This is a genomic window from Gillisia sp. Hel1_33_143 (assembly GCF_900104765.1).
GTDB lineage: Bacteria > Bacteroidota > Bacteroidia > Flavobacteriales > Flavobacteriaceae > Gillisia.
The window spans coordinates 2972482-2998929 of record NZ_LT629737.1 but is presented as its reverse complement, the minus strand read 5'-3'; the positions used below and the strand labels follow the sequence as shown (position 1 = coordinate 2998929).

The 26448-nt window shown below is 36.6% G+C and carries 26 protein-coding genes; 18 read left to right on the top strand and 8 right to left on the bottom strand.

Annotation, left to right across the window (positions count from 1 at the left end):
* The first annotated feature begins 122 nt into the window (after positions 1-122).
* From BLT84_RS14000 to BLT84_RS13940, 13 genes are all read left to right on the top strand, one after another.
* Positions 123-587 carry a (2Fe-2S)-binding protein gene (locus BLT84_RS14000; protein WP_091266947.1) on the top strand — a complete coding sequence of 155 codons (465 nt, stop codon included), beginning with the start codon at positions 123-125 and terminating at the stop codon, positions 585-587.
* 25 nt (positions 588-612) lie between these two features.
* Positions 613-2880: a xanthine dehydrogenase family protein molybdopterin-binding subunit gene (locus BLT84_RS13995; RefSeq protein WP_034894935.1), complete on the top strand. Its 2268-nt coding sequence runs from the start codon at positions 613-615 to the stop codon at positions 2878-2880.
* Positions 2881-2893: 13 nt separating this feature from the next.
* Positions 2894-3238 carry a winged helix-turn-helix domain-containing protein gene (locus BLT84_RS13990; RefSeq protein WP_091266944.1) on the top strand — a complete coding sequence of 115 codons (345 nt, stop codon included), beginning with the start codon at positions 2894-2896 and terminating at the stop codon, positions 3236-3238.
* 71 nt (positions 3239-3309) lie between these two features.
* A complete protein-coding gene (locus BLT84_RS13985) occupies positions 3310-4464 on the top strand; it encodes a cysteine desulfurase family protein (protein WP_091266941.1) in 1155 nt (384 codons plus the stop codon).
* The gene (locus tag BLT84_RS13980; RefSeq protein ID WP_091268239.1) at positions 4461-5615 is read left to right on the top strand and encodes an XdhC family protein; all 1155 of its coding nucleotides are present in this window, start codon (positions 4461-4463) and stop codon (positions 5613-5615) included. Before BLT84_RS13985 ends, BLT84_RS13980 begins: the two co-directional genes overlap by 4 nt.
* Positions 5612-6220, top strand: a complete 609-nt coding sequence (locus BLT84_RS13975; protein ID WP_091266938.1) for an NTP transferase domain-containing protein — start codon at positions 5612-5614, stop codon at positions 6218-6220. The genes BLT84_RS13980 and BLT84_RS13975 overlap by 4 nt, the downstream gene beginning before the upstream one ends.
* Positions 6217-6453 carry a MoaD/ThiS family protein gene (locus tag BLT84_RS13970; protein ID WP_091266935.1) on the top strand — a complete coding sequence of 79 codons (237 nt, stop codon included), beginning with the start codon at positions 6217-6219 and terminating at the stop codon, positions 6451-6453. Before BLT84_RS13975 ends, BLT84_RS13970 begins: the two co-directional genes overlap by 4 nt.
* Complete coding sequence (locus BLT84_RS13965; protein ID WP_091266932.1) at positions 6453-7463, top strand: HesA/MoeB/ThiF family protein; 1011 nt, start codon at positions 6453-6455, stop codon at positions 7461-7463. The genes BLT84_RS13970 and BLT84_RS13965 overlap by 1 nt, the downstream gene beginning before the upstream one ends.
* The gene (locus BLT84_RS13960) at positions 7456-7899 is read left to right on the top strand and encodes a molybdenum cofactor biosynthesis protein MoaE (RefSeq protein ID WP_091266928.1); all 444 of its coding nucleotides are present in this window, start codon (positions 7456-7458) and stop codon (positions 7897-7899) included. The genes BLT84_RS13965 and BLT84_RS13960 overlap by 8 nt, the downstream gene beginning before the upstream one ends.
* On the top strand, positions 7899-8795 hold the full coding sequence (moaCB, locus tag BLT84_RS13955; protein WP_091266926.1) for a bifunctional molybdenum cofactor biosynthesis protein MoaC/MoaB: 897 nt from the start codon (positions 7899-7901) through the stop codon (positions 8793-8795). The genes BLT84_RS13960 and moaCB overlap by 1 nt, the downstream gene beginning before the upstream one ends.
* On the top strand, positions 8788-9780 hold the full coding sequence (moaA, locus tag BLT84_RS13950) for a GTP 3',8-cyclase MoaA (RefSeq protein WP_091266923.1): 993 nt from the start codon (positions 8788-8790) through the stop codon (positions 9778-9780). The genes moaCB and moaA overlap by 8 nt, the downstream gene beginning before the upstream one ends.
* The gene (gene glp, locus BLT84_RS13945) at positions 9780-10946 is read left to right on the top strand and encodes a gephyrin-like molybdotransferase Glp (protein ID WP_091266919.1); all 1167 of its coding nucleotides are present in this window, start codon (positions 9780-9782) and stop codon (positions 10944-10946) included. Before moaA ends, glp begins: the two co-directional genes overlap by 1 nt.
* A gap of 1 nt (position 10947) precedes the next feature.
* Positions 10948-11703, top strand: a complete 756-nt coding sequence (locus tag BLT84_RS13940) for a sulfite exporter TauE/SafE family protein (protein ID WP_091266916.1) — start codon at positions 10948-10950, stop codon at positions 11701-11703.
* Positions 11704-11721: 18 nt separating this feature from the next.
* Here BLT84_RS13940 and BLT84_RS13935 read toward each other — a convergent pair whose 3' ends face one another.
* Genes BLT84_RS13935 through BLT84_RS13925 form a run of 3 tightly spaced genes read right to left on the bottom strand, consistent with a single transcriptional unit; the run spans position 11722 to position 15463 of the window.
* The gene (locus BLT84_RS13935; protein WP_091266912.1) at positions 11722-13956 is read right to left on the bottom strand and encodes a xanthine dehydrogenase family protein molybdopterin-binding subunit; all 2235 of its coding nucleotides are present in this window, start codon (positions 13954-13956) and stop codon (positions 11722-11724) included.
* A 6-nt stretch (positions 13957-13962) separates the two neighbouring features.
* Complete coding sequence (locus tag BLT84_RS13930) at positions 13963-14982, bottom strand: FAD binding domain-containing protein (protein ID WP_091266909.1); 1020 nt, start codon at positions 14980-14982, stop codon at positions 13963-13965.
* On the bottom strand, positions 14975-15463 hold the full coding sequence (locus tag BLT84_RS13925) for a (2Fe-2S)-binding protein (RefSeq protein WP_034895125.1): 489 nt from the start codon (positions 15461-15463) through the stop codon (positions 14975-14977). Before BLT84_RS13925 ends, BLT84_RS13930 begins: the two co-directional genes overlap by 8 nt.
* Positions 15464-15931: 468 nt before the next feature.
* Between BLT84_RS13925 and BLT84_RS13920 the strand changes: the two genes are divergently transcribed.
* From BLT84_RS13920 to BLT84_RS13910, 3 genes are all read left to right on the top strand, one after another.
* Positions 15932-16732: a 2Fe-2S iron-sulfur cluster-binding protein gene (locus tag BLT84_RS13920; protein ID WP_091266905.1), complete on the top strand. Its 801-nt coding sequence runs from the start codon at positions 15932-15934 to the stop codon at positions 16730-16732.
* Between the two features lie 63 nt (positions 16733-16795).
* Positions 16796-17782 carry an FAD binding domain-containing protein gene (locus BLT84_RS13915; RefSeq protein WP_091266902.1) on the top strand — a complete coding sequence of 329 codons (987 nt, stop codon included), beginning with the start codon at positions 16796-16798 and terminating at the stop codon, positions 17780-17782.
* Positions 17783-17804: 22 nt separating this feature from the next.
* Entirely contained in the window at positions 17805-19985 is a 2181-nt protein-coding gene (locus tag BLT84_RS13910; RefSeq protein WP_091266897.1) for a xanthine dehydrogenase family protein molybdopterin-binding subunit, read from the top strand.
* Between the two features lie 63 nt (positions 19986-20048).
* Here the strand turns inward: BLT84_RS13910 and BLT84_RS13905 are convergent, their stop codons facing one another.
* Together BLT84_RS13905 and BLT84_RS13900 are read right to left on the bottom strand one after the other, a co-directional pair.
* Positions 20049-20621, bottom strand: coding sequence for a GNAT family N-acetyltransferase (locus BLT84_RS13905; RefSeq protein ID WP_091266893.1), 573 nt, complete (start codon positions 20619-20621; stop codon positions 20049-20051).
* A gap of 34 nt (positions 20622-20655) precedes the next feature.
* On the bottom strand, positions 20656-21237 hold the full coding sequence (locus BLT84_RS13900) for a tRNA-(ms[2]io[6]A)-hydroxylase (protein ID WP_091266890.1): 582 nt from the start codon (positions 21235-21237) through the stop codon (positions 20656-20658).
* Positions 21238-21978: 741 nt separating this feature from the next.
* On the opposite strand from BLT84_RS13900, the gene katG reads away from it, so the two are divergent.
* On the top strand, positions 21979-24228 hold the full coding sequence (gene katG / locus BLT84_RS13895; protein WP_091266888.1) for a catalase/peroxidase HPI: 2250 nt from the start codon (positions 21979-21981) through the stop codon (positions 24226-24228).
* Between the two features lie 127 nt (positions 24229-24355).
* Here katG and BLT84_RS13890 read toward each other — a convergent pair whose 3' ends face one another.
* Positions 24356-24676 carry a winged helix-turn-helix transcriptional regulator gene (locus tag BLT84_RS13890; RefSeq protein WP_091266886.1) on the bottom strand — a complete coding sequence of 107 codons (321 nt, stop codon included), beginning with the start codon at positions 24674-24676 and terminating at the stop codon, positions 24356-24358.
* A gap of 121 nt (positions 24677-24797) precedes the next feature.
* On the opposite strand from BLT84_RS13890, the gene BLT84_RS13885 reads away from it, so the two are divergent.
* Positions 24798-25313, top strand: coding sequence for a VOC family protein (locus BLT84_RS13885; RefSeq protein WP_034894872.1), 516 nt, complete (start codon positions 24798-24800; stop codon positions 25311-25313).
* Between the two features lie 90 nt (positions 25314-25403).
* Here BLT84_RS13885 and BLT84_RS13880 read toward each other — a convergent pair whose 3' ends face one another.
* Both BLT84_RS13880 and BLT84_RS13875 read right to left on the bottom strand, forming a co-directional pair.
* The gene (locus BLT84_RS13880; RefSeq protein WP_034894869.1) at positions 25404-25700 is read right to left on the bottom strand and encodes a putative quinol monooxygenase; all 297 of its coding nucleotides are present in this window, start codon (positions 25698-25700) and stop codon (positions 25404-25406) included.
* Positions 25701-25710: 10 nt separating this feature from the next.
* Positions 25711-26310, bottom strand: a complete 600-nt coding sequence (locus tag BLT84_RS13875; RefSeq protein ID WP_172822458.1) for a nitroreductase family protein — start codon at positions 26308-26310, stop codon at positions 25711-25713.
* Between the last annotated feature and the right edge of the window lie 138 nt (positions 26311-26448).

The following is a 26448-nucleotide window of genomic DNA, read 5'->3' as shown; positions in this document are numbered from 1 at the left end:
CCTATAAGATGCAAGATATCCTATCAAAGTCGTTCAAAATTACATGCTATTACAGTAATTGTTGTTTGTATAATTAGGATTGTAATACATTAATTTCTTAATTTTTAGAAAAATTTAAGAAGATGGCAGAATTCAATATTAGCATAAATGGAAAAAGTCGAAAAATAGAGACAGACCCTAGTACTCCTCTACTTTGGGTTTTAAGAGATCAATTGAAAATGGTAGGTACCAAATATGGATGTGGAATAGCCCAATGTGGCGCTTGTACTGTACATTTTAATGGTACCGCAGTAAGGTCTTGCCAACTTCCCATTTCTGCTGCTGCAGATAATAAGATCACCACCATAGAAGGATTATCAGAGACGGGAGACCATCCAATTCAAAAGGCGTGGTTGGAGCATGATGTACCGCAATGTGGTTACTGCCAGGCGGGGCAAATGATGTCTGCTTCTGCTTTGTTAAATAGAAATCCTTCACCTAGCGATAAGGATATTGAAAACGCAATGAATGGGAACATTTGTAGATGTGGTACCTATACAAGAATTAAAGCAGCTATTAAAACTGCTGCAAATTCTGAGCTTTCATAATAACCATTAATTTGAAAATATTAAAATGACTAAAGTAAAAACATCCTTAGGTAGAAGATCCTTTATTAAAAGCGTATCTCTAGCTGGTGGCGGACTAATAATAGGATTTAATTGGTTAGCATGTAAAGGACCTACAGAAGATGGAGGAGAAGAATTGGCAATGCAAATGCCTAAAGAATGGTTTGAATTAAATGGATATTTAAAGATAGGTGAAAATGGTATTGTAACTATTTATTCTCCTAATCCGGAAATAGGGCAGAACGTAAAAACTTCGATGCCTATGATAGTGGCAGAAGAACTAGATGTAGATTGGAATAACGTTATTGTAGAACAAGCTCCACTAAATACTGAAATTTTCACCCGTCAACTTGCAGGTGGAAGTCAGTCTATACGTCAAGGGTGGCAATCTCTAAGAACTGCCGGAGCAACTGCAAGACAAATGCTACTTACGGCTGCTGCAAATAAATGGGAAGTTCCTGTTTCTGAATTAAGTGTTGAAAATGGTGTTATAAAACATTCCGGTAGCGATAAAACTATTGGATATGGAGATATTGCTAAAGCTGCGGTAGATGTTGAGGTTCCTGAAGAAGTAGAATTAAAGGAAGTCAAAAATTTTAAAATAGTTGGGACTTCTCGAAAAAACGTAGATGCAAAGAAGATCATTACCGGGAAACCTTTATATGGAATAGATACGTATAAGGAAGGAATGCTAATAGCTATGGTGGTTCAACCGCCGGCTTTTGGGATGGAATTTAAATCTATGAATGCGGAAAAGGCTAAATCAATGCCTGGTATAAAGGATGTTTTTACCATAGACACGTATCCTGAAGACATGGAAAAGGAATGGAGCGATGTAGGTTCTTTTTCGAAACTAGTAGTTGTTGTTGGAGAGAGCACCTGGCAGGTGATGCAGGCTAAGAAAGAAGTAAAGGTAGAATGGGATCTAAATCCAGAACTTACTAAGCAAATCGAGATATTAGAAAAATCTGCGGCAATGGCTGGTACTGCTGGTTTAGAAAGCAGTACTACTCATACTTCGTTAATGGCAGATATTGGTTCTAAAAAATCTGAGATCGTTAGAAAAGATGGAGATCCGGAGAAAGCATTTAAAAACGCAGCCCGTGTTATAGAACGTTCTTATACATGCCCCTTTCTAGCACATAATTGTATGGAGCCAATGAATTTCTTTGCAGATGTAAGCGGAGGAAAAGCAGAGCTTTTAGGTCCTATCCAAACGCCGGAATATGCCGAGATAAGTGTTAAGAAGCGGTTAGGGATAGATCTTGAGAATATTGATATCCAAATGACTAGAATGGGTGGAGGATTTGGTAGAAGGCTGTACGGTCATTTCTTAGTTGAGGCAGCAGTAATTTCAGAAAAAATGGGCGCTCCTATTAAACTTATGTATAGTAGAGAAGATGATATGACCAACGGGGTATATCGCCCTGCATATCATGTCACTTATAAAGCGGCACTCGATGGAAATAATAAACTTACTGCTTTTCATGTAAATGCAGGAGGAATTCCTGAAAGTCCGCTCTTTCCAAATCGTTTTCCTGCAGGTGCTATAGATAATTATTTAGCAGAAAGTTGGAGCGTAGAATCTAATATTTCTACTGGAGCCTTTAGAGCTCCGCGATCTAATTTTATTGCAGGAGCAGAACAATCTTTCTTAGATGAACTAGCAGAAGAAATGGGGCAGGATCCAATTCAGTTTAGATTAGATCTGCTTAAAAGAGCATCCATTCATCCTGTAGGAGAAGAAAATGATTATGATGCAGCGCGATTTTCCGAAGTTTTAAAACTAGCAAGAGAGAAATCTGGTTGGGATAGTGGTAATTCTAGTAAAAATAGAGGTGTTGCTGCTTATTATTGCCATAACTCTTATGTAGCTCAGGTCATAGATCTTAGTGTAGAAAACAATCTACCGGTTATAGATAAGGTAACCTGTGCAATAGACTGTGGAATTGTAGTTAATCCAGACGCTGCAAAAAACATGGTAGAAGGTGGAACCATAGATGGTATAGGGCATGCTTTGTATAGTGAAATTACTTTTAAAGATGGAGCACCTCAGCAAAGCAATTATGATAAATACAGATTAATTCGTCATAAAGAGGCGCCTAAAAGCATAGATGTTCATTTTGTAAAAAGTACTATAGATCCAACAGGTTTAGGGGAGCCGCCATTTCCTCCAATTCAGGGTGCTTTAGCAAACGCTCTTTATAAGGCTACGGGTAAACGTTTTTACGATCAGCCATTTATTTCTCATATGCAAGACGATCTAAAAACATAAGATTAACTTTCTAATGAAACAATTAAAGATCAAATGCTGGATAGAGGAAGATGGCGAAAAGTTTTATGGACCGGGTCCTCATATACTTTTAAAAGAGATCCAGAAAGAAGGATCATTATCTAAAGCTGCAGAAAAAATGCAGTTATCTTACAAGAAAGCTTGGGAGATGGTTCAAAGATTAAATTTAGGATCGAATCATAATTTGGTAAATCTTAAAAAAGGAGGTCAGCATGGGGGTGGAGCAGAAATTACTCCCCATGCTTTTCAAATTATGAGTGCATATGAGTTGCTTCAAGATAAGATAAAAGAACTAATAAAGGCAGAGGATGAACTAATGAACGTCTTAAAAAAAGATTAAAGCCTCTTTATTAGTCCTTGTGGTTTATTAAATTTATCCACCGATATGTTTACAGATACATAACGCTTTTAATGAGTTTAAAAAAGAAGATATATTTAGATTTTAATGCCACGACACCTGTTGATAACAGGGTGTTAGAAACGATGTTGCCTTATTTTACTGAGAATTTCGGAAATGCCAGCAGCGATCATGTTTTTGGTTGGGATGCAAATGAAGCTGTTGAATTTGCTCGTGAACAAATTGGCAATTTGATAAATGCTAAAGCCACGGGAATCACATTCACTTCTGGAGCAACCGAAGCTGCAAACCTGGCTCTTTTTGGGTTTTGTAAAGCAAATAGTTCAAAAGGGAATCATATCATCAGCTGCAAGATAGAGCATAAAGCAGTTTTGGATACGCTAAAAGCATTGGAACAGCAAGGTTTTAAAGTGACCTATTTGGAGGTAGATGCTGAAGGAAATATCGATTTAGAGGATTTAAAACGAGAAATCACTTCAGAAACCATTTTAATAAGCCTGATGCTTGCCAATAATGAAACCGGCTTGATCCATCCTATGCAGGAAATTGAAAAGATCGTGCATTCAAAAGGAGCGAAATTGATGAGTGATATTACGCAGGCGGTCGGCAAGTTCCCTGTAGATTTGAAAGAATTGAATCTGGATATTGCTATTTTTTCTTCTCATAAGCTCTACGGACCAAAAGGCGTGGGCGCTTTATATATCAACAAAAAGAATAACATTGAGATCGATCCTACCGTTTTTGGTGGCGGACAAGAAAAAGGCATGCGACCTGGGACTTTAAATGTGCCTGGAATCGTTGGCTTTGGAAAAGCTGCTGAAATAGCTGAAGCTGAAATGGAAGAGGAATCTATCAGAATCTCCAAATTGAGAAACGGTTTAGAAAAACAATTATCAGAACTTGAAGAGGTTCAGATCAATTCGAAGAATTCAAACCGACTACCAAATACCACGAATATTTCCTTTCAAAATATCGACGGAAATCTGATGTTAAGAAAACTGAGTAATTTGGCTATTTCGCGAGGTTCGGCCTGTACTTCGAATACTATAAATCCTTCGCATGTTTTGAAAGCTATGGGCTTAAATGATGAACTTGCACTTGCATCTTTCCGGATAAGCTTAGGTAGAAGTACAACTCAGGAACATATCGATTTTGCTGTGGAAGAAATTAAGTCTTGCTTAAACCAGTTAAAGAAAGTGGAAGTATGAGAGAACTGGAAGCTATAATTGCCCAATACAATCAGTTAAAGTCTGCTGGTACAGGCTGTATTCTGGCTACAGTTGTGCATGTAGAAGGTTCTTCTTATCGTAGGGCAGGCGCTAGAATGCTTATAGATGAGGTTGGGAATATTACTGGTGCAATTAGCGGTGGATGCTTGGAAGGTGATGCTTTGAGAAAAGCGCTGCACGCTTTGCATCAACAAAAGAATAAATTGATTACTTATGACACCAGTGATGAAGATGATGCGTTGATTGGCGCACAATTGGGATGCAATGGCATCATACAGGTTTTGTTTGAGCCATTAAATTTTCAGGAGGAATTAAATCCTTGTGAATTGTTGAAAAATGTAATTTCCAAAAATGTCGCTCAGGCTATTATTGTTCAATTCAATTTGAATCGTACTAAAGAACAATCGGGAACAATTTTAATTATTGATGAAAATTCAGAAGTTATAGGCAAGAAACCCGATTCAGAATTACTTAATATTTTTCAGAATCAAGCAAAACTTAGTTTGGAAACTAAAAGATCTCAATTTGCAGAATTTCAGAATTCCGAAGAAATACAACATGTTTTTATTCAGAATTATCAGCCGCCAGTGAAACTTATAATTGTTGGAGCAGGGAACGATGCGCAAATTCTAGCGCAACAGGCTGAATTGCTTGGCTGGGAAGTTGCGGTAACCGATGGCCGACCTACGCATGCGAATGAGCAACGTTTTTCAAGTTCCTGCCAGGTGATCGTTTCAAAACCGGAACAAGCCTTGGAGAATATTAAAATAGATGAGCGAAGCTGCTTTGTGTTGATGAGTCATAATTATAATTATGATCTGGCAGTTTTAAAATTGTTGCTGAAAGAAGATGCGATCCCATATATAGGTATTCTTGGTCCGTTGAAGAAATATGAAAGAATGCAAACAGATCTGGTAAATGAAGGTTTTGAAATTTCAGAAGGAAATTACGACAAAATATATGCTCCTGTAGGTTTAGAGATAGGTGCAGAAACTCCGGCAGAGATCGGACTTTCCGTTTTAGCCGAAATTCAGTCGGTGCTTACTCAAGCATCTGCGGGAAACCTTAGAGAAAAATCGGAGCCGATACATGAAAAGAAAAATAACCAGTTCAAGCAGGTAACAGTTTGATACAGAATGCTAAAATAGGAGTTGTGATTCTTGCCGCTGGTTCTTCCAGCCGACTTGGATATGCTAAACAGCTAGTGGAATTCAATGGGAAACCTTTATTGCAACATGCGATAGATGTTTCAGGTTTACTTGATTTTGATAGCAAAGTTTTAGTTTTAGGAGCTAGAAAAGATAAGATAGAAAGTGAAATCGATCTAAAGGAATTTGAGGTTGTAACGAATGAGAACTGGGAAGAAGGAATGTCTACTAGTATTAGCAAAGGTGTGTTGAGGTCTCAAGAATTAGAACATGAGTTGGATCATATATTAATTTTACTATCAGATCAACCCTTTGTGAGTAAAGAAAGAATTGAGGAATTACTACAGGTTCAGTTGGACAAAAATAGTCAAGCGACCTTTTCAGAATATTCAGGAGACATTGGTGTTCCTGCAATTTTTTCAGCAGAAGTTTTTCATGATCTTAAAGAATTGAAAGGAGATCAGGGAGCTAAAAAACTCATCCATGATCAGAAATTAGATTACGGGATCGTGAAGTTTGAAGAAGGTAATTTTGATGTAGATACCGCGGAAGATGTGGAACGATTAAAAAAGTTGGAAAAAGAATGAAAGTGACCATTAAATATTTTGGAATGATCGCAGAAACTGCCGGAAAATCTGAAGAAATTCTGGATTTGAAGTCGGGATTTTCTGTGCAGGATCTTAAAGATCTGCAGGTCCAAAAATATAAAATTGCAGATCCGGAAGCGGTCCAAATTGCCGTGAATCAGGATCTGAATTCAAATTTAGACTTAAAAGAAGGTGATGAGGTAGCGTTTTTGCCGCCATTCGCAGGAGGATAATGAGATACGACAGACAAATAATCTTGGATGAAGTAGGAGTTTCCGGACAGGAAAAACTCCGCAAAGCCAGTGTGCTCATCATCGGAGTGGGCGGACTCGGTTGTCCTGCCGCGCAATACCTTGTGGGTGCAGGTATTGGGCAGATCGGGTTGATGGATCACGATAAAGTTTCTATCAGCAATTTGCATCGCCAAGTTTTATATAATGAGAGTGATATTGGGAGATCGAAAGCTATGGTTGCTCAGGAAAAACTGCAGCAACTAAATAGTGAGATCGAAATTGTTGCTATTGAAGAGGCTTTGAGCATCGAAAATGCGGAAAAACTTTTTAGACAATATGATATTATCCTTGACGGAACAGATAATTTTGAGACTAAATATTTGATAAATGATGCCTGTATTTTAGCAAATAAACCCTGGGTTTATGCTTCGATCTATAAAAACGAAGGTCAGTTATCTGTTTTTAATCATCAAGATGGACCAAGTTACAGATGTCTATTTCCGAAGACCAACAGACAGAATGTGAGTTGTGAAGCTACCGGTGTCTTAGGAGTAGTTCCCGGAATCTTTGGAATTCTTCAGGCGATGGAAGTTTTAAAGATAGTTTTAGGAGTTGGAAATGTACTTTCAGGAAAACTGAAATTATCTAATTTGCTAACAGGTTCAGAACAAATACTTAATATTCAGAAACGAGAAGAAGAGATCGAAAAGATCAAGGAAAACGGAATTATTCCGGTGATAATTGAATGTAAAATCAGTGATGACTCAAAACTCTATCTGGATATTCGAGAGATCTTTGAGCAACCCAGGATCACTTCAGAAAAAGTGATACAGATACCGATGAGTGATCTGGACGAAAGGCTCTGGGAAATTCCGAAGGAAGAAGAAGTATTCGTTTTTTGCCAGTCGGGGAAACGAAGTAAGAAAATTGTTGACCTTTTGAAAGCTGAATACGGCTTCGAGAATTTAAAGAATGTTGAAGGAGGAATAGAAACTATAATAGATGGATAAGAAAAAACCGAAAAAAGTATTTATACAAGGCGCGATTCCGCCCGAAAAGATCGCGACTTCCATTGCAAATCATCAATCGAAGACCAATATTGGTGCACACAGCATCTTTTTGGGTCAGATTCGAGCAGATAAAATTGATGGAAAAACGGTGAGCGCAATTCATTATTCAGCATACGAGGAAATGGCAGAGAATGTCTTTCACAAGATAAGAGAAGCTGCTTTTTCTAAATTTGATATTACCTGCGCGCACATCTATCATAGTCTCGGCGATGTAAAAACCGGGGAAATATGCCTTTTTGTTTTTACTTCTTCGGCACATCGAAAGATCGCTATAGAAGCCTGCAATTATTTTGTAGAAGAGATCAAGGCGAATGTGCCAATTTTCGGAAAAGAGATTTTCGAAGATGAAACCCATCAATGGAAAGTGAATAAATAATGATAGATATTACCCATAAAATAAATACGCTGAGAGAAGCTACCGCGATTGCGATCGTGCGAACTTCTAGCGAAGAAACGATCAATGCGTTGCAGGAAAATAGAGTTCCGAAAGGGAATGTATTTGAAATGGCGAAAGCTGCAGGTTTGCTTGGGGTTAAGAAAACACCAGACTTATTGCCAGATTGCCATCCGTTGCCTATTGAATATACCGGAATTGAATATGAGATTAACGGACTCGAGATCCAGATCTCTATGACGGTAAAAACTATTTACAAGACTGGCGTTGAGGTGGAAGCGATGCACGGAGCCAGTGTTGTGGCTCTTACTATGTATGATATGCTGAAGCCTATCGATAAAAATGTGGAAATTGGGACTATCAGACTTCAGAGTAAAAAAGGCGGAAAATCTTCTTACAAGATAGATGCTGAAGAACTAACGGCAAAAGTGGTAGTATGCTCAGATACTATTTCTAAAGGAATAGGAGAAGATAAAGCTGGGTTAGCCATTGTTTCAAAATTGGAAGCCCTTGGAATTAATGCAGAGCGAATTATTATTCCCGATGAGCCTGAAGAAATAAAATCAGCTTTAAACGAGGCAAATGAAGATATGGTGATTTTTACAGGCGGAACGGGTGTTGGGCCTAGAGATGTAACTCCGGAAACTATAGAACCCATGCTGGATCTTAGGTTGAAAGGTGTGGAAGAGCAAATGCGCAGCTATGGGCAGGAACGTATGCCATATGCAATGTTATCCAGATCTGTAGCGGGAATCGCTAAAGGCAAAGTGGTGCTGGCATTACCGGGATCTACCAAAGGAGCTGCAGAATGCATGGATGCGATATTTCCACATGTATTGCACGTTTTTAAAGTGATAGAAGGAAAAAGACATGATTGAAGAGAACAAACAAATAGTAGATAATTTCGGGAGAAAGCATACCTATCTCAGGATCTCCCTTACCGACAGGTGCAACCTTCGTTGTTTCTACTGCATGCCTGAAGAGGGAATCGATTTGATGGAGAAATCCAGTATTATGACCATTGAAGAGATCATTCAATTGGCAACTACTTTTCGTGATCTGGGTGTAGATACCATTCGGCTTACCGGGGGAGAGCCTTTAGTTCGTAAGAATTTCGGCTATCTGGTTGAAGGACTGGCGAAACTTGGCGTGACTTTAAAGATAACTACCAACGGGATCATGCTGGATAAATACCTGGAACTGTTTCAGAAGATAGGTTTAAAAAAGATCAATCTAAGTCTAGACACTTTAGATAAAGCGAAATCTGTGTTTATTACCAAGCGGGATTATTTTGATAGAATTTGGAAAAATATTCTGCAGGCTTTGGAAATGGATATGGAAGTGAAGCTGAATATTGTATTGATAAAAGGAGTGAATGATAATGAGATCACCGATTTTATTGAATTGACCAAGCATAAGAACCTTGCGGTAAAATTTATTGAATTCATGCCGTTTAAAGGAAATAAATGGGACTGGAGCAAAGGAGTTTCAGAACAGGAAATCCTGAATATTATTTCTGAAAAGTTCGGAGATATTGAAGAACTGAAGAACCCAAAACATAGCACTTCCAATAATTTTCAGGTGAAAGGACATGTGGGTAGCTTCGGAATTGTGAGTACCATCACCAATCCGTTTTGTGATGAATGTAACCGTATTCGTGTTACTGCAGATGGGAAAATGAAGAATTGTCTATTTGCTAATTCTGAAACAGATCTTTTGACGCCAATGCGAAATGGGGAGGAAATGAACGAATTGATCATTAATTCGATCAAGACCAAAAAGTTTTCTCGTGATGGGATGGATGTAAAAATGGATGCAGAGCATTATGAACAGAACAGGTCTATGATCTCAATTGGAGGATAATGGTAACAATTGAAGAAGCACATAAGATTATTAAAGATCAGCCGAAACAGCTTAAAACCGAAAACAGAAATCTGAGCGATTGCCTTGGATTTTCGCTTTCAGAAAATATCACTGCGCCTTTTGCGATGCCTTCTTTTGACAATTCTGCTATGGATGGTTATGCATTATGCGGAATTTCCCAAGAATATAAAATTGTAGGGGAAGTTGCTGCCGGAGATATGAGTGAGATCGATCTTAAAGAAGGAGAAGCCGTGCGTATCTTTACCGGTGCGAAAGTTCCGGAAAACACCACTGCCGTGATGATGCAGGAGAAAACCAGTGTAGAAGGTAAAACGCTTCATTTAGAACAAATGCCTAAAGAATGGCAAAATATTCGTAGAAAAGGTGGAGAACTGGAGGAAGGTGAGTTAGTTTTTGAAAAAGGATATATTATTACTCCGGCGGGAATCGGTTTAATAGGAGCTTTAGGAATAGAAAAGGTGCAGGTTTATAAAAAACCTGTCATTCACTTAATCACGACGGGAAATGAATTGGTGGCTCCCGGAAAACCAAAAGGCGAAGGTCAGATCTACGAATCTAATAGTTACGCATTAGCTGCTGCAGCTGAGGATTTTGGATTTGAATTTCAGGAAAAAAAACAAATTTTAGACGATTTCGAAAAGATAAAATCGGGAATAAAGGAATCGTTGGAGGTTTCAGATGTTTTAATACTTTCCGGAGGGATTTCTGTGGGAGATTATGATTTTGTAAAACAGGCACTGGAGGAAAATGGCGTAGAAGAATTGTTCTATAAAGTGTTTCAAAAACCCGGAAAACCGCTTTACTTCGGAAGAAAAGGAAATAAATTTGTTTTTGCCTTACCCGGCAATCCAGCTTCTTCTCTAAGTTGCTTTTATGTGTATGTGTTGCCTTTACTTCAGCAATTAAGCGGATCTGAAAAGAACGGATTGGAAAGATATTTCTTTCCTATTGTACATGATTTTGAAAATAGGGGCGACAGACCTTCATTCTTGAAGGCAAAAATAGTAGAAGGCAACGTGGAAATTCTGGACGGACAAGGTTCTTCCATGATAAAATCTATGGCCTTGGGAAATGCGCTAGCCTTTTTAGATGCTGAAACTTCAGTAAAAAAGGGAGATCTTGTAGAATGCTTGCTAATTTCCTGATATGCCACTGGAATATCTACCATTCATTTTCTTCTTTATCGCATTATTCTACAGTTCTGTAGGCTTTGGTGGAGGTTCCAGTTATCTAGCGATTTTGAGTCTGGTGCTAACAGATTTCTATGAGATTCGCTCTACAGCATTAATTCTGAATATTTGTGTAGTTACCATTGGAACGATCGTGTATATTAAAAACGGAGTTTTAAAACCTAAACAAATCTGGCCCTTTTTTGTACTTAGCATTCCATTAGCTTATTTGGGAGCTCAGGTAAAACTATCACAAACTGTATTTTTTCTAATACTTGGAAGCGCATTAGTGCTTGCAGGATTTTTTATGCTACTTAAATTTGTTCAGAGTAAAATGGAGTCGGTAGAATTTTCTAATACCAAGAAATTGGTTTTAGGAGGAAGTATCGGCTTGCTTTCTGGAGTATCGGGAATTGGAGGAGGAATTTTTTTATCTCCAGTTCTAAATTTGCTGAAATGGAAAGATCCCAGAATTATTGCTTCCTTGGCTTCAGTATTTATTCTGGTGAATTCTATTGCGGGATTAGTAGGCTTACAAGTAGCCGGCACCTTTCAGTTAGATCATGAACTCGCATTAAAATTGATCATCGCCGTAATTCTTGGCGGAAGTATTGGCTCTTATCTATCGAGTAAGAAATTCAATTTAAAAATCCTGGGAATACTTACCGCGGTTCTGGTTTTTTATGTTGGTCTGAAGCTCGTCCTTCTTCATGGTTATGAGATTAATATTTAATATCCAAGATTATCCAAATCAAAGAAGATCATCGAAGTGAATAGGGAAGTTGTTTATACGTTTTCCTGTAGCATGATATATGGCATTTGCAATTGCAGGGGCCATAGATACCAAACCAATTTCTCCAACTCCTTTAGCGCCCAGTTCGTTTATAATATCATCTTTTTCTTCTACAAAAATCACTTCTAGATCATTAATATCAGCATGTACAGGAATATGATATTCTCCCAAGTTGGTATTCATATACTTTCCAAGGTTATGATCTATTAAGGTCTCTTCTTGCAATGCTTTCCCTATTCCCCAGATCATTCCTCCCAATATTTGACTGCGCGCTGTTTTCGGATTAATGATCTTTCCTGCAGCTACGGCGGTTACAGCACGAGTTACTTTAATTGTTCCAAGTTGTTCGTCTACTTCCACTTCTACAAAAGCAGCACTATGTGCAGCTCGTGTATATTTTTTTAATTTGAACGCATTAGGAATATTACTTTTGGAAGCTTTTAATTTCTTGCCATTATCCGAAACAAGTTGCTGGAAAGAGAAGCCAATATTTGGATCTTTTTTTAATTTTATATAATTGTCACTAAATATCACATCATCTAAAGTTGCACCTTTAAAGGAAGAAGCTTCTACACGCTTTACGGCCTTAAGGATCTTTTTCTTTAAAGCCTCACAAACAGCCTTTACTGCAGATCCAATTACCCCGGTGGTATAAGAGCCTCCTTGTATAGGTGCCAAAGGCATTTTGCTATCTCCATATTCAAATACTACATTATCTAATGTCATTCCCAAACTATCTGCAGCAATTTGAGTCATTATAGTACGGGTACCGGTACCAATATCTGTAACTGCACTTTTAACCTTTAGCTGTCCTTTTTTGTTGAGGGAAGCTTTAGCCTTTCCGGGAAGTGCAATGACATCCCAAATCCCAGAACTCATTCCCGTTCCCACCAAACGTTGACCTCTTTTTGTAGTTCTTGGTTTAGGATTTCTTTGCTCCCAGCCAAATGCTTCTGAAGCCTTTTGATAGCAAGCTTTTAGTTCTTTACTAGAAAATGGTTTGTTCGCACTTTCATCTGTTTCAGAATAATTAAGTAAGCGAAATTCTAAAGGATCCATATTAAGAGCATAAGATAGCGCATCCATGGATGTTTCTATTGCATGCATTCCTGTGCTTCCACCTGGGGCTCGCATATCCATAGGCGTAAATACATCTAAAGAAACTAACTTATAATCGAATTCTGTATTCTTAACGGGGTATAGCATACCTCCCCAGTTCACTACAACTTCATTATAATCCTCATTTTGAGAGGTTTCTGCAATAGCAGTATGATGAAGTGCAGTTAGCATACCATCTTTAGAAGCACCAAATTTTGTTTTTTGATAAGTAGGAGGTCTATGTCCAAATGTAAACATTTGACTCCTATCCATTGCTACTCTAACGTTTCTCTTAAGTTGTAGCGATGCCATTACGCAAAGAAATAATTGATATTGTGGTCTCAATCCAGACCCAAATCCACCTCCAACAAAGGGCGCTATTACACGAACATTCTTGTAATGCAAACCAAAGATGTTGGCTATATAAAGTTGAGAGTTACTTGTACCCTGTGTTTTATCGTAAACCGTAAGCTTTCCTTTGCCTTCATAAACGGTTGTAGTGGCAAACAGTTCTAGTGGATTGTGATGTTCTGGTGGGTGATTAAATTCTCCCTCATAGTTTACATTTGCTGCAGCATAGGCTTTCTCAAAATTACCTTTATCATCTGGCGGTAGCGGTTTTACCACGGTAGCCATTCCTTTTTTAGGACTACGACTATCTTGAAGATTGGATAAAAGGCTTGTTTTAAATTTAGATTCTTCATATGTGATCTTGATAAGGGATGCTGCGTATCTGGCGGTCTCAAAAGTTTCTGCCACGACCAAGGCAATAGGTTGACCATTATAAAGTACATTTTCATCATATAAAGGTTTAAAGGGTGTTCCTGGAGGCGCATCCATATCTGCATATAATATATCAAACCATGGCAACTTGCTGCGGTTATTATGGGAGAAAACCTCAATAACTCCAGGTAATTCTCGAGCTGCTTGCTCATCGATATCTATAATTTCTCCTTTAGTAATGGTGCTATTTACCACATAACCATGTAGTAGATCTCCCACCTCATATTCAGCTGCGTAAGTTGCAGCGCCTGTGACCTTTAAATGACCTTCAAGTCTATCGATTGGTTTTCCTATTGAGTATGATGTTTTCATAGTAATTTATAATGAGGGTTGTGCACCTGGTCTTTGGCATTCAGGATTTAGAGCCATCATACAATTTCTAATGATCGCTCTTTTGGAAAGTTCAATTTTGAAATCATTTTTCCCGAAACCTACGGCACCATTTAAGATCATATCTGCTGCAGTGGCAAAATTAGATTCATTTGGTTCTTTATCGATCAAGAAATTCTCTGCCTCGGGAACACGCCACGGCTTGTGAGAAACACCACCTAGGGCAATGCGAATTTTTTTGATGTTTCCATCTTCAAGATCCATTCCAGTAGCCACACTTACAAGAGCAAACGCATAGGAACTTCTATCGCGTAATTTTAAATAGGAATAATTTTTAGAAAAACCTTCTGGTGGTAGGCTTAAACCGGTAATGAGTTCACCAGATTTTAAATTATTATCCAATTCTGGTGTAATGCCAGGTAATCTATGAAAGTCTGCAAATTCAATATTTCTGTCTCCAGTTGTGCTCGTTACATGAATACGGGCTTCTAATACAGCTAAGGCAATAGACATATCTGATGGAAAAACGGCAATACATTGTTCGCTAGTACCTAAAATGGCATGCATTCTATTTAGCCCATCTTTGGCTGGACATCCGCTGCCAGGATTTCGTTTGTTACAGGGAACAGCAGCATCGTAAAAATAATAACAACGTGTGCGTTGTAAGAGGTTTCCACCATTTGTAGCACTATTTCTAATTTGTGCAGATGCTCCGGCTAAAATTGCTTTGGATAGTAAAGGATAATTATTTTCTACAAGATCGTGGTAAGCGGTATCAGAATTTGTTACCAAAGCTCCAAGATGTAATCTCCCATCCTTATCTTTAGAAATAGTATTTAGGGTATCAATAGAATTTATATCTAACAAATTTGACGGATGCAAAAGATTATATTTCCATAGATCTATTAGATTAGTTCCTCCGGCAATAAAATAAGAGTCTGGATTTTTTGAAACGTTTGATAACGCATCAGAGACTTCTGTAACCTTGCGATAATTGAAATTATTCATGACTGCTGGTATTTTTTACGTCCATAATAGCATCTATAATATTGGTGTTAGCCCCACATCTACAAAGATTGCCGCTCATAAGTTCTTTTACTTCTTCTCTCGTGTTGGCTTTCCCTTCTTCTAACATAGATACGGCACTACAGATCTGCCCCGGAGTGCAATAACCACATTGGAAAGCATCATGTTTAATAAAAGCTGCTTGCAATGGATGTAATGTTCCTTCATTTGCAATACCTTCTATAGTTGTTATTTCTGAACCATCCTTCATTACAGCTAGACTAAGGCAGCTAAGTATTCTTTTACCATCACAAATAACCGTGCAAGCTCCACATTGACCATGATCACATCCCTTTTTGGTACCGGTAAGCTTGGCATGATCGCGAATAGCATCCAATAAACTAACCCAAGACATGACATCTAAATGATGTGTTTTACCATTGATGTGAAGTTGTATCTGAGAAGTACTAAAAGAATGCTTCATATTTATCTCGGTTTTATGCATATGCGGAAAGTTATATTATAAATGAAATTTATCTGGCAATGGAATTCGTAGCAATTCAAAAAATGTAATTCAAATATAGAATTGAAGATATTGTTTTTTTTCAACAGGAAGAAAAAAATATACAGCCTATCATTTTTAATTGGTCAATGGAGGTTAATAAAAATAAGAATCATTGTTTGTGAGATGTGATTAGGATAAAGCTAATAATAATTCAAATGTTAAAATACCAATGGGCATTTCGTTAGCACCAGAACTTCTGTATTATCATGATTTTCTAAACTCTTTAGACGCCAGTACGATACATTTTGTTTTCTCTTATTTTTACTTAGAATTGATATAAATAAAGGTTGTTATAGTTAATTAAACTTCTGATTAACATATCTCTAACTTTTTAAAAATAAAAATTATTTAATTTTAACAAATTGATTTACCACAAAAAAAATTCACATGAAAGAAAATGAAAAATGGAACCAGAAAGTTGATGCTGATGATTTTACCGAAGACGAAAAGCAAATTTTCGATCAAATGGGACTTAATGGAAGTTCCAGAAGAAAATTTCTTAAGCAGGTTTCAGTAGCAAGTTTAAGTTTGTGGGCCTCTTCTTATATGACATCAGATATGTTTGCTAGTACTATGAAAGATCTTCCAGAAAATCCAATGGTTTTACTTAATCAGATTAAAGTGAACCTCCGCGTAAATGAAATGGTGAAACCATTAAATATAGATTCCAGAACAAGTTTGCTAGATGCTTTGCGAGAAAGGCTGGCTCTAACAGGAACTAAAAAAGGCTGTGACCATGGGCAATGTGGTGCATGTACTGTTATTATTGATGGGAAACGTAAATTATCCTGTTTAACACTAGCAGCTACGTGTGAAGATAAAGAGATTACCACAGTAGAAGGTTTGGCAAAAGGTGGGGAAATGCATGATATGCAAAAAGCCTTTTTAAAGCATGATGGCTTTCAATGCGGATATTGTACTCCAGGCCAGATCTGTTCTTCTGTAGCTTTATTAGAGGAAGCAAAGAACGGTGAAATAAGTTATGTTACAGAAGATATTACAGATGTGAAAAGTGATCTCAAACTTTCGGAAGAAGAAATTAGAGAAAGAATGTCTGGAAATATATGTCGATGTGGTGCCTATAATAATATAGTGCAAGCATTTAAGGAAGTTCATTCCGGAGATGATGAAATGCCAACTTGGGAATTTGCTACTCAAGAGCAAATGGCTAAAGCCAAGAACGCATAAGCAGGAGAACTTTCTAATTGTTATGAAAGTTGAATTATTCAAGACATTAAAAAATTATTGACTATGAAACCATTCACTTATACAAGTGCAAAAAATAAAGATCAGGCGCTACAGGCTTTTACCGAAAATTCACATTATCTAGGTGGTGGGACTAATTTGGTGGATCTAATGAAGGAGAATGTAGAACATCCAGATCAACTTATCGACGTTACTAATCTCGATTATAAAACCATTACATCTAATGATAAAGGTGGATTAACTTTAGGCGGAATGCTTAGCAATTCTGAAACTGCTAATCATAAAGATGTAAGAACAAAATATCCTTTACTTTCTATGGCTATGCTATCTGCAGCTACTGCTCAGATAAGAAATATGGCAACCAATGGAGGGAATTTATTGCAACGTACACGCTGTCCTTATTTCTTTGAGACATCAATGCCATGTAATAAAAGAGAACCAGGATCTGGTTGTGGAGCGCTGAAAGGAATGAATGCGCAACATGCTATATTTGGTTATAGTGACAATTGTATTGCTACAAATCCTTCAGATATGTGTGTGGCATTAGCTGCGCTTGGAGCAACCGTTGAGATTCAGAAGACAGACGGATCTTCTAGAATGATAGATTTTACAGATTTTCATCGTCTGCCAGAAGATAGACCAGAGGTTGATAATAATTTAATGCCGGGAGAATTAATAACAGCAATACATTTGACTGAGCCTAAATTTTCTGAAAAGTATTATTATTTAAAGATCAGAGAACGTTCTAGTTACGCATTTGCATTGATCTCTGTAGCTGCAGGTTTGCAAGTAAAAAGTGGAACGATCACTCAAGTTGGATTAGCAATGGGGGGTGTTGCCCATAAGCCTTGGAAACTTTCTAAAGCAGAAGAATTTCTAATGGGAAAAAAGCCAACTAGAGAGAATTTTGAAGAAGCTGCAAAAATAGCTTTAAAAGATGCTAAACCTTTTGAAGCTAATAAGTATAAAGTAGAAATGGGAAAGAATGCTATCGTAAGAGCACTTACGCAAGCTAATGAAAGAGAAGCATAGAACCACCCAAAAAAAATAAATTATGACAAAGACAAAAAATACTTCTGGAGTTGGAAATGCAATAAATAGAGTTGAAGGTCATCTAAAGGTGATGGGTAAGGCAAAATATGCAACAGAATTTCCAGTAGAAAATAAAGTTTATGGACAGGCTATTAATAGTACCATTTCTAAGGGTGAAATTATTTCTATAGATACCTCAGAAGCAGAAAAGCTAGACGGGGTATTACAGATCATTACTTATAAAAATGCTGAGAAATTAAAAACTCTGGAAGGAGTTAGACCAGAAATTGCTACAGATACCATTGCACCAGTCCTTCAAAGTAATAAAGTGCATTATTATGGAGAATATGTTGGCTTGGTGGTAGCTGAAACTTTTGAACAAGCGCAATATGCTGCAAGTTTAGTAAAATTTGAATATAAGGAAGATACATCTGCAGTTATTGATTTTGAGAAGTCTAAAGAGAAGGCTTATACTCCAGATAATGGTTCAAATTATTCTAGAGGAAATATGCAAAAAGGCCTTTCTGAGGCAGATATGGTTGTAGAACAAACATATAATACTCCAATTGAGCATCACCATCCAATGGAACTTCATGCTACTATTGCGAACTGGGATAACGGTAAGGTGCTGGCATATGCAAGTCAACAAATTGTTGAAGATGCTACCATTTCCATTTCCGCAACATTTCAGATCCCAAAGAAGGACGTGCGTGTGGTAGCTGCCTTTGTAGGTGGAGGATTTGGTTCTAAACTCAACTTGGAGCGCCATGTTATTTTGGCTGTAATGGCTTCTAAAATGGTAAAACGTCCGGTGCAAGTTACTGTAACCAGAACTCAAATGTTTACCAATACCGGATTACGTCAGCAAAACGAACAAAAAATGCGAGTAGGGGCAAAAAAAGATGGTACTTTAACGGCATTATCTCATGAGACACTTTCTCATACTTCTACAACTCAGGAATTTCAAGAGCCTTGCGGAATGGTTTCTAAAATGCTTTATAATGTTCCAAATAATGAAGTTACTTATAAGTTGATTCCTATGAACAGGCAAACACCTTTTGCCATGAGAGCTCCCGGGGAAGCTACCGGAAGTTTTGCATTAGAATCTGCAATGGATGAGATGGCATGGAAATTAAAGATGGATCCGCTAGAATTTCGTATAAAAAATGATACGCAAACAGATCTTCATGAGGAAAAGCCATTTTCTTCTAGATTGTTAGTAGAGTGTCTTAGAATTGGAGCAGATAAATTTGGTTGGAAAGATAGAAAAGCAGAGCCAAGAACTAATAAAAAAGGGAACTGGCTTATTGGATATGGAGTAAGTGCTGCTTCTAGAAATTCTCCTTATAAAGAAACTCATGCTAAGGTATTACTAGAATTAAAAGAAGAAAAGGTGTATGCCACTATTCAAATGGATGCCACAGATATTGGTACAGGTAGTTATACAATTATAAGTCAAACCGTCTCAGAATATTTAGATCTTCCAGAAGAGCAGGTAGTTGTGGAATTAGGAGATTCAGATTTCCCTGTAACTCCAGGTTCTGGAGGATCCTGGGGAGCAGCTTCTTTTTGTAATGGAGCTCGTGCTGCATGTGAAAATGCAATCAAGACCTTAAAAAATAATAGAAATATTGACCAAAAAGAAGAGATTGCAGTTGCAGAACTTTTAAAGCGTAATCAGCTTACTAAATTTGAAGCAGAAGGTATGGCCAAGCCATCTTCAGAATTTGAAGATTATTCCATATTCTCATTTGGTGCCAACTTTACAGAAGTTTGGGTAGATAAAGATACCGGAATGTATAAGATTAAGAAAATGGTAAATGTTGGAAGTGCCGGAAAGATCTTAAATCCTAAAACCGCCTACGGACAAATCATTGGAGGTTTAACCATGGGTGCAGGAATGGTAATAGCAGAACAAACTAGAGTTGAGCCTAATTTTGGGAATTTTATAACCAGATCATTTGCAGACTACCATGTTCCGGTAAATTTAGATATGGCTAATATTGATGTAATCTTTCTACCAGAAGAGGATAAGATTGCAAATAAAATGGGAATAAAAGGAATTGGAGAATTGGGAATTACCAGTGTTGCTGCTTCCATCTCTAATGCAATATTTAATGCAACGGGTAAAAGAATGCGAGATCTGCCTATCACACCAGAGAAGCTCATCGAAGCAGAATTAGAAGAAGGCGTAAAAGCTTAATAATAAAAGCCCGGTACAATTCTACCGGGCTTTTTTATTTTATGAAATTCAATATTCTAAAAACTAGGTTGTTGAATTTATAAAGTCTGGCAGCAATAAAGAATATATTTCACTATCTAAATATTTGCCATTGAAGTAATAATTTTCTTTGAAATAGGCTTCTTTTCTAAATCCAACACTTAATAAAACACTTCTGGATTTTTCATTGGCTGGATTGATATTCGCTTCAAAACTGTGAAGGTTCAATTCCTTAAATCCAAAGTTGAATAAAGCTAGCATTGCTTCTTTCATCAGGCCTTTTCCCCAAAATTGAGGAGATAATAAATATCCTATTTCTGTTCTAGAATTTTTTGAATCTATGTTCCAAAAGGAAAAATCTCCGATATAATTATTAGATACCTTATCTATCAATGCCCAAAACAGTCCTTTTTTTGTGGCATACATCTCTAAATTTTCTGTAATAAAGTTTTCAGAATCCTTAAGAGTTAAATGAAGATCAGAATCCATATACCTCATTACTTTCTCATCTTTTCTATTAGATTGCATGGCTGCTGTATGCGAAAGATCTAATTTTCTAAGCAAAATTCTATCTGTTTCTAACTCCGGAAATTGCTCAAAATAAAGCTCATTAATCATATTCTAGAAGTATATAGTATAAATTTTATATCATTTAGCCATGTATGGTTTCATGTTTCCCGTAGCTCTTTATGAGCTCGCCTTCAAACTCAACAAGTTCTTTCCAACGTTTATCTACATCTATGTCTTTTCCATATTTTCTGGCAAATGTGATAAAGGTGGTATAATGGCCAGCTTCGCTAATCATAAGGTCGTTATAAAATTTAGAAAGCTCAGGATCATTTATTTCTTTAGATAGTAGTTTAAAACGTTCACAACTTCTAGCTTCGATCATTGCAGAAAATAACAACCTATCTACCATCGCATGCAATCTACTACCACCTTTGTTCATAAACTTATAAAGTTCGTTAACGTAGCTATCTTTACGCTCTCTTCCCAAGGAAAAACCTCTTTTCTTGATGATCTCGTGCACCATTTCAAAATGTTCTAGCTCTTCTTTTGCCAAGGCCAACAATTCTGTTACCAATTCTGGGTATTCAGAATTTAAAGTAATTATAGTAATGGCGTTTGTAGCTGCTTTTTGTTCACACCATGCATGATCTGTAAGGATCTCTTCTATATTAGATTCCACAATATTTACCCATCGTGGATCTGTTTTCAATTTTAAATGAAGCATTTTATATTTTTTTTCAAAGATACTTAAAGCTTAATATCTTTATTTCTTCCTTTTTCTAAACTATATATTAATCTATTTCAACTGAATTATATGCTCCATTTTTAATATGTCTTATTTCTTTTTCTATCTCATTTATAAAAAGGAAAGTAATAAGATGAGTAATAAATAATGAGAGAATAAGAATCTTCAACTATTTTATAGATTCATATTTAGCCTTGAGCTTAATACTTTGTAACACTTTGATTAAGGTTTGGTCTGAAATTTCATCATAAAAAATACCGTCTTCTTGACTATCATCTTTATAAATATTCTTCCTAAGGTTTCCTTTGAATCTTGTTTTATTTTAATGTAACAGAGAAATGTTATGACTTTGCTGACTTCTAATAACTCTTCCTGCAGATGGCTTTAGATCTACTATTAGGTTTTCTCATCGATTGGTAGTCCATTACTGTAGAGATAAATATACAAATATTAAGTGTTTAGTGTTGTAGGTTAAATATTTTCTTAATTATATTAAAAAAAATAGATAAAGTAGCATTTCAGTAAATTTCAATAATTAAGGAACTTAATGTAATCTGCATTCTAAAAGCAAACAACTCTTTTAAAAATCACACGGTAATTTGAGTAAAAAAACTATGTGTTTTAGTGATGCTAATATAAAAAGTATAGATAAAAATTATAGATATAAAATTTGTAAATTAGAAGTTCAGTTTAAAAATATCACATAAAATTTATCTCATTATGGAAAATAATCATTCAGGAAGTAAAGACAATCATAAGGTTTGGGAGGTTAATGAATCTAGTAAATGCCCTTTTATGGGTGGTGATTTAAAAAATACCGCCGGGGGAGGAACTTCAAATAGAGACTGGTGGCCTAATCAGCTCAATTTGAATATACTTAGACAAAATTCAGTCTTAACAGATCCGATGGATGCAGATTTTGATTACGAGGAAGAATTTAAAAGTTTAGATCTAAAGGCTGTAAAACAAGATCTTTATAATCTAATGACAGATTCTCAAGATTGGTGGCCTGCAGATTATGGGCATTACGGTCCTTTCTTTATAAGAATGGCTTGGCATAGCGCAGGAACTTATAGAATTGGAGATGGACGTGGTGGAGCAGGCGCAGGGCAGCAACGTTTCGCACCTTTAAACAGTTGGCCAGATAATGCAAATTTGGATAAAGCCAGATTATTATTATGGCCTATCAAACAAAAATATGGTAAGAAGATCTCTTGGGCAGATCTTATAGTACTTGCTGGAAATTGTGCTCATGAATCTATGGGTTTAGAAATGTTTGGTTTTGCAGGAGGTAGAAAAGATGTTTGGGAACCGGAAAACGATGTGTATTGGGGTGCAGAAAGCAGGTGGTTGGATAATGAAGAGCGTTATGCAAGCGGTGAATTAGAAAGTCCATTGGGAGCGGCTCATATGGGTTTAATCTATGTAAATCCTGAAGGTCACAATGGAAATCCAGATCCGGTAGAATCTGCTAAATACATTCGTGAGACCTTTGGAAGAATGGCAATGAACGATTATGAAACTGTGGCTCTTATAGCAGGTGGCCATACCTTTGGAAAAACTCATGGAGCTGCAGATGCAGAGAAATATATAGATGCAGAACCAGCCGCTGCGGGTATTGAAATGCAAAGTACCGGATGGAAGAATAATTTTGGAACGGGAATGGGAGCAGATACCATAACCAGTGGGATTGAAGGAGCTTGGACAGATACGCCCACAAAATGGAGCAATACCTATTTCAATAACCTGTTTAAATATGATTGGGAATGTATAAAAGGGCCGGGTGGTGCGTACCAATGGCAACCTAGAAATAATGAAGGAGTCGGGACCGTTCCAGATGCTCATGATTCAGAAAAAAAGCATGCACCTTTTATGCTAACTACAGATCTTTCTTTGAAAATGGATCCTGAATATGAAAAGATCTCCAGACATTTTCATCAAAATCCAGACGAATTTGCAGATGCTTATTCTCGTGCTTGGTTTAAATTAACACATAGAGACATGGGGCCTATAGAACGTTATTTAGGACCGGAAGTGCCACAGGAGGAATTATTATGGCAGGATCCTATTCCTAAGGTAGAATATGAGATAGTTGATAATAATGATATTGACTCTTTAAAGTCTAAAATACTTGGATCTGGACTTACAGTCTCTGAAATGGTGAGTACTGCTTGGGCTTCAGCTTCTACCTTTCGAGGTTCTGATAAGCGAGGTGGTGCCAATGGAGGTAGAGTTAGATTAGCACCACAAAATGGTTGGGAAGTTAATAATCCTCAGCAATTAGGTCGAGTTATAGGAACATTAGAAAATATTCAGAAGAAATTTAATGAATCTCAAAGTAGTAAGAAAATATCTATTGCAGATCTTATTATACTTGCCGGATGCGCTGGAGTGGAAAAAGCAGCTAACGATGCCGGGCATGATATAAAAGTTCCTTTTAGAGCAGGACGTGCAGATGCTAGCCAAGACCAAACAGATGTGGAGGCATTTGAACCATTAGAACCAAATGCAGACGGTTTTAGAAATTACTTTAGAAATAGAGATCATATTTCTGCGTCTGCAGAAGAAATGCTATTAGATAAAGCTCAATTGCTAACGTTAACTGCTCCAGAGATGACAGTTTTGGTAGGAGGTATGCGAGCCATTGGAACCAATTTTGGAGATTCTAAGAATGGCGTATTTACGGATAGAGTTGGATTATTAACCAATGATTTTTTCAAAAATTTATTGGATATGAGAACTACATGGAAGGAAAGTTCAAATTCTCAAAATCAATTTGAAGGAAGAGATCGTACTACAGGAGACCTTAAATGGACGGGGAGTAGAGTAGATCTAATTTTTGGATCTAATTCAGAGTTGAGAGCATTGGCAGAAGTATATGCTACCAATGATGCAGAACCTAAATTCGTTAAAGATTTCGTGAAAGCATGGAACAAGGTAATGAACTTGGACAGATTTGATCTAAAATAATATCGTGTAATTACTTGCTACGCTATTAGAAAAGGCGGCCAATTTTTAGGTCGCCTTTATTATTATTTATTTTAATAGAATAGGAGAATTGCTCATTATTCAAGATATTATACTAATCAATATTTAATCACTCACTAATAAGAACACTGTCTTCAAGTCCCCATTTATCCAAACTTCTTAGAATTGTTTCCAGAGATCTGCCTCTTTCACTCAATTTATATTCAACTTTAGGAGGTACTACTGGAAATACCTTTCTGCTTACAAGACCGTCTTTATCCAACTCTCTAATGGTTTGTGTAAACATTTTATTAGAAATCTCCGGAATTTTCTTTTGTAAAATACCAGATCTTACGGCACCATCTAACAAATGAAACAATAATAAAGGCTTCCACTTGGTTCCAATTAGGTTCATGGTATAATTTAAAGGACATTGACTTTTATTATTCATTTTTTATATCTTAAAACACTGATAATCCATAATTTACTCTTTTAAGTTACTATATCACTTTTAGGTAAGTTGTTGCTAATAAGGCAAATATAGCTTAAATTTGTTATCTAAATTATTAACTATGAAAGCTACTAAGAATTATCCGAAGTCTTTTTCTCATGTTGGAATCACCGTACCTGATATAAAAGCGGCAGTAAAATTTTATTCTGAAGTTATGGGGTGGTATGTTATTATGGAACCATCTACCGTTAAGAAGGAAAAAGATACTGCCATAGGCCAAATGTGTATAGATGTATTTGGAGATAACTGGGAAGAATTTGAGATTGCTCATCTTTCAACATCAGATGGAGTAGGAGTAGAGTTATTTTCTTTTCCTCATGGCGTTAAAGAGGCACCAGAATTTAATCCTTTTAATACAGGGCTTTTTCATTTTTGTATTCAAGATCCCAATATAGAGGAGCTAATTGAAAAGATAGTTTCTTATGGTGGTAAGCAGCGAATGCCAATAAGAGAATACTATCCTGAGGATAAACCTTTTAAAATGTGTTATGTTGAAGATCCATTCGGAATTGTATTTGAGATCTATACGCATAGTTATGAACTTACATATTCCTCCGGAGCTTATCAGAATAAATAGGTTGATAGGATATTTTATGAATAAAAATAGCAGTGAGCATGCATTAAATTTTATCTCACTGCTATTTTTATTTTATCCAGAAGTAGGTCGTTATGCCACCTGTGTCATCTTCTTTATAACTATATCTGCAACAGCGCCATCTATTGCTTTTTGAAAATCTAACATATGCTTACTATCCATATGTGCTTGAAGTAGTTCTTTATTTTCCCAATGCTCAATAAAAGTAAAAAGGTTTTCGTTCTCTTCATCTACATAAAGGTTGTAGCTAATACATCCTTTATCAGATCTTGTTTTCTCAACTAATTTTAGAAGTTCTGCTTTTACCAGATCTCTCTTTTCTGACTTCACCAAAGCATTGGCTACTACAGTGATTTTTGAATTTTCCATCGCAAATTTTTTAAATTGTTTCTATTACTTTTTGAAGATCTCTTCTAGATTTCGGTTTTTTACTTGGCTGGTTAAAATCTTCCGGATCTCTATAACCAATGGCAACCGCAACTACGGTGGCATGATCAGAAAGGCCTAAAATATTATTATACTTTTCTGGTTCAATTCCTTCCATGGGAGTGGCATCTATTCCCATTTCTGCACAAGCACTTAAAAGCACTCCTAAAGCTAAATAAACCTGACGATCAAACCAAGCTAAAATCTCTTCTTGTGATAAAGGCTTTATAAATTCCTTAAAATAATCTACAGCGCCTTTAGGCAGTTCATTTTCAATTTGTTCCTCAAACAATGATATGTTATTAATTCTGCTAAGAACAATTAACTGATCACTATCTAGAACCTTATCGGTATTTAACCAAGACACTTTAGATAACTGCTGTTTTTTATCAGTATTAGTAACAAAGAAGAATTTCCAAGGCTGGCTGTTGATAGAGGAAGGACTTAACTGAAGGATACGTTTTAATTCCTCAATTTTCTTAGGGTCTATTTTTTTAGAAGCATCGAAATTTTTTGTGGTATAACGATGCTGCATAGATTCTATAAAGCTCATACTTATATATTATGATTAAACTATAATTTTTATAGTAGCAAAAATAACTATTGTTATAACTTCATGCAAGAACGGTCAAAAAGGATAGTTTATTTTCTATAATTACACCAAGGTTGTTTGAACTCTAAACCTTTACTC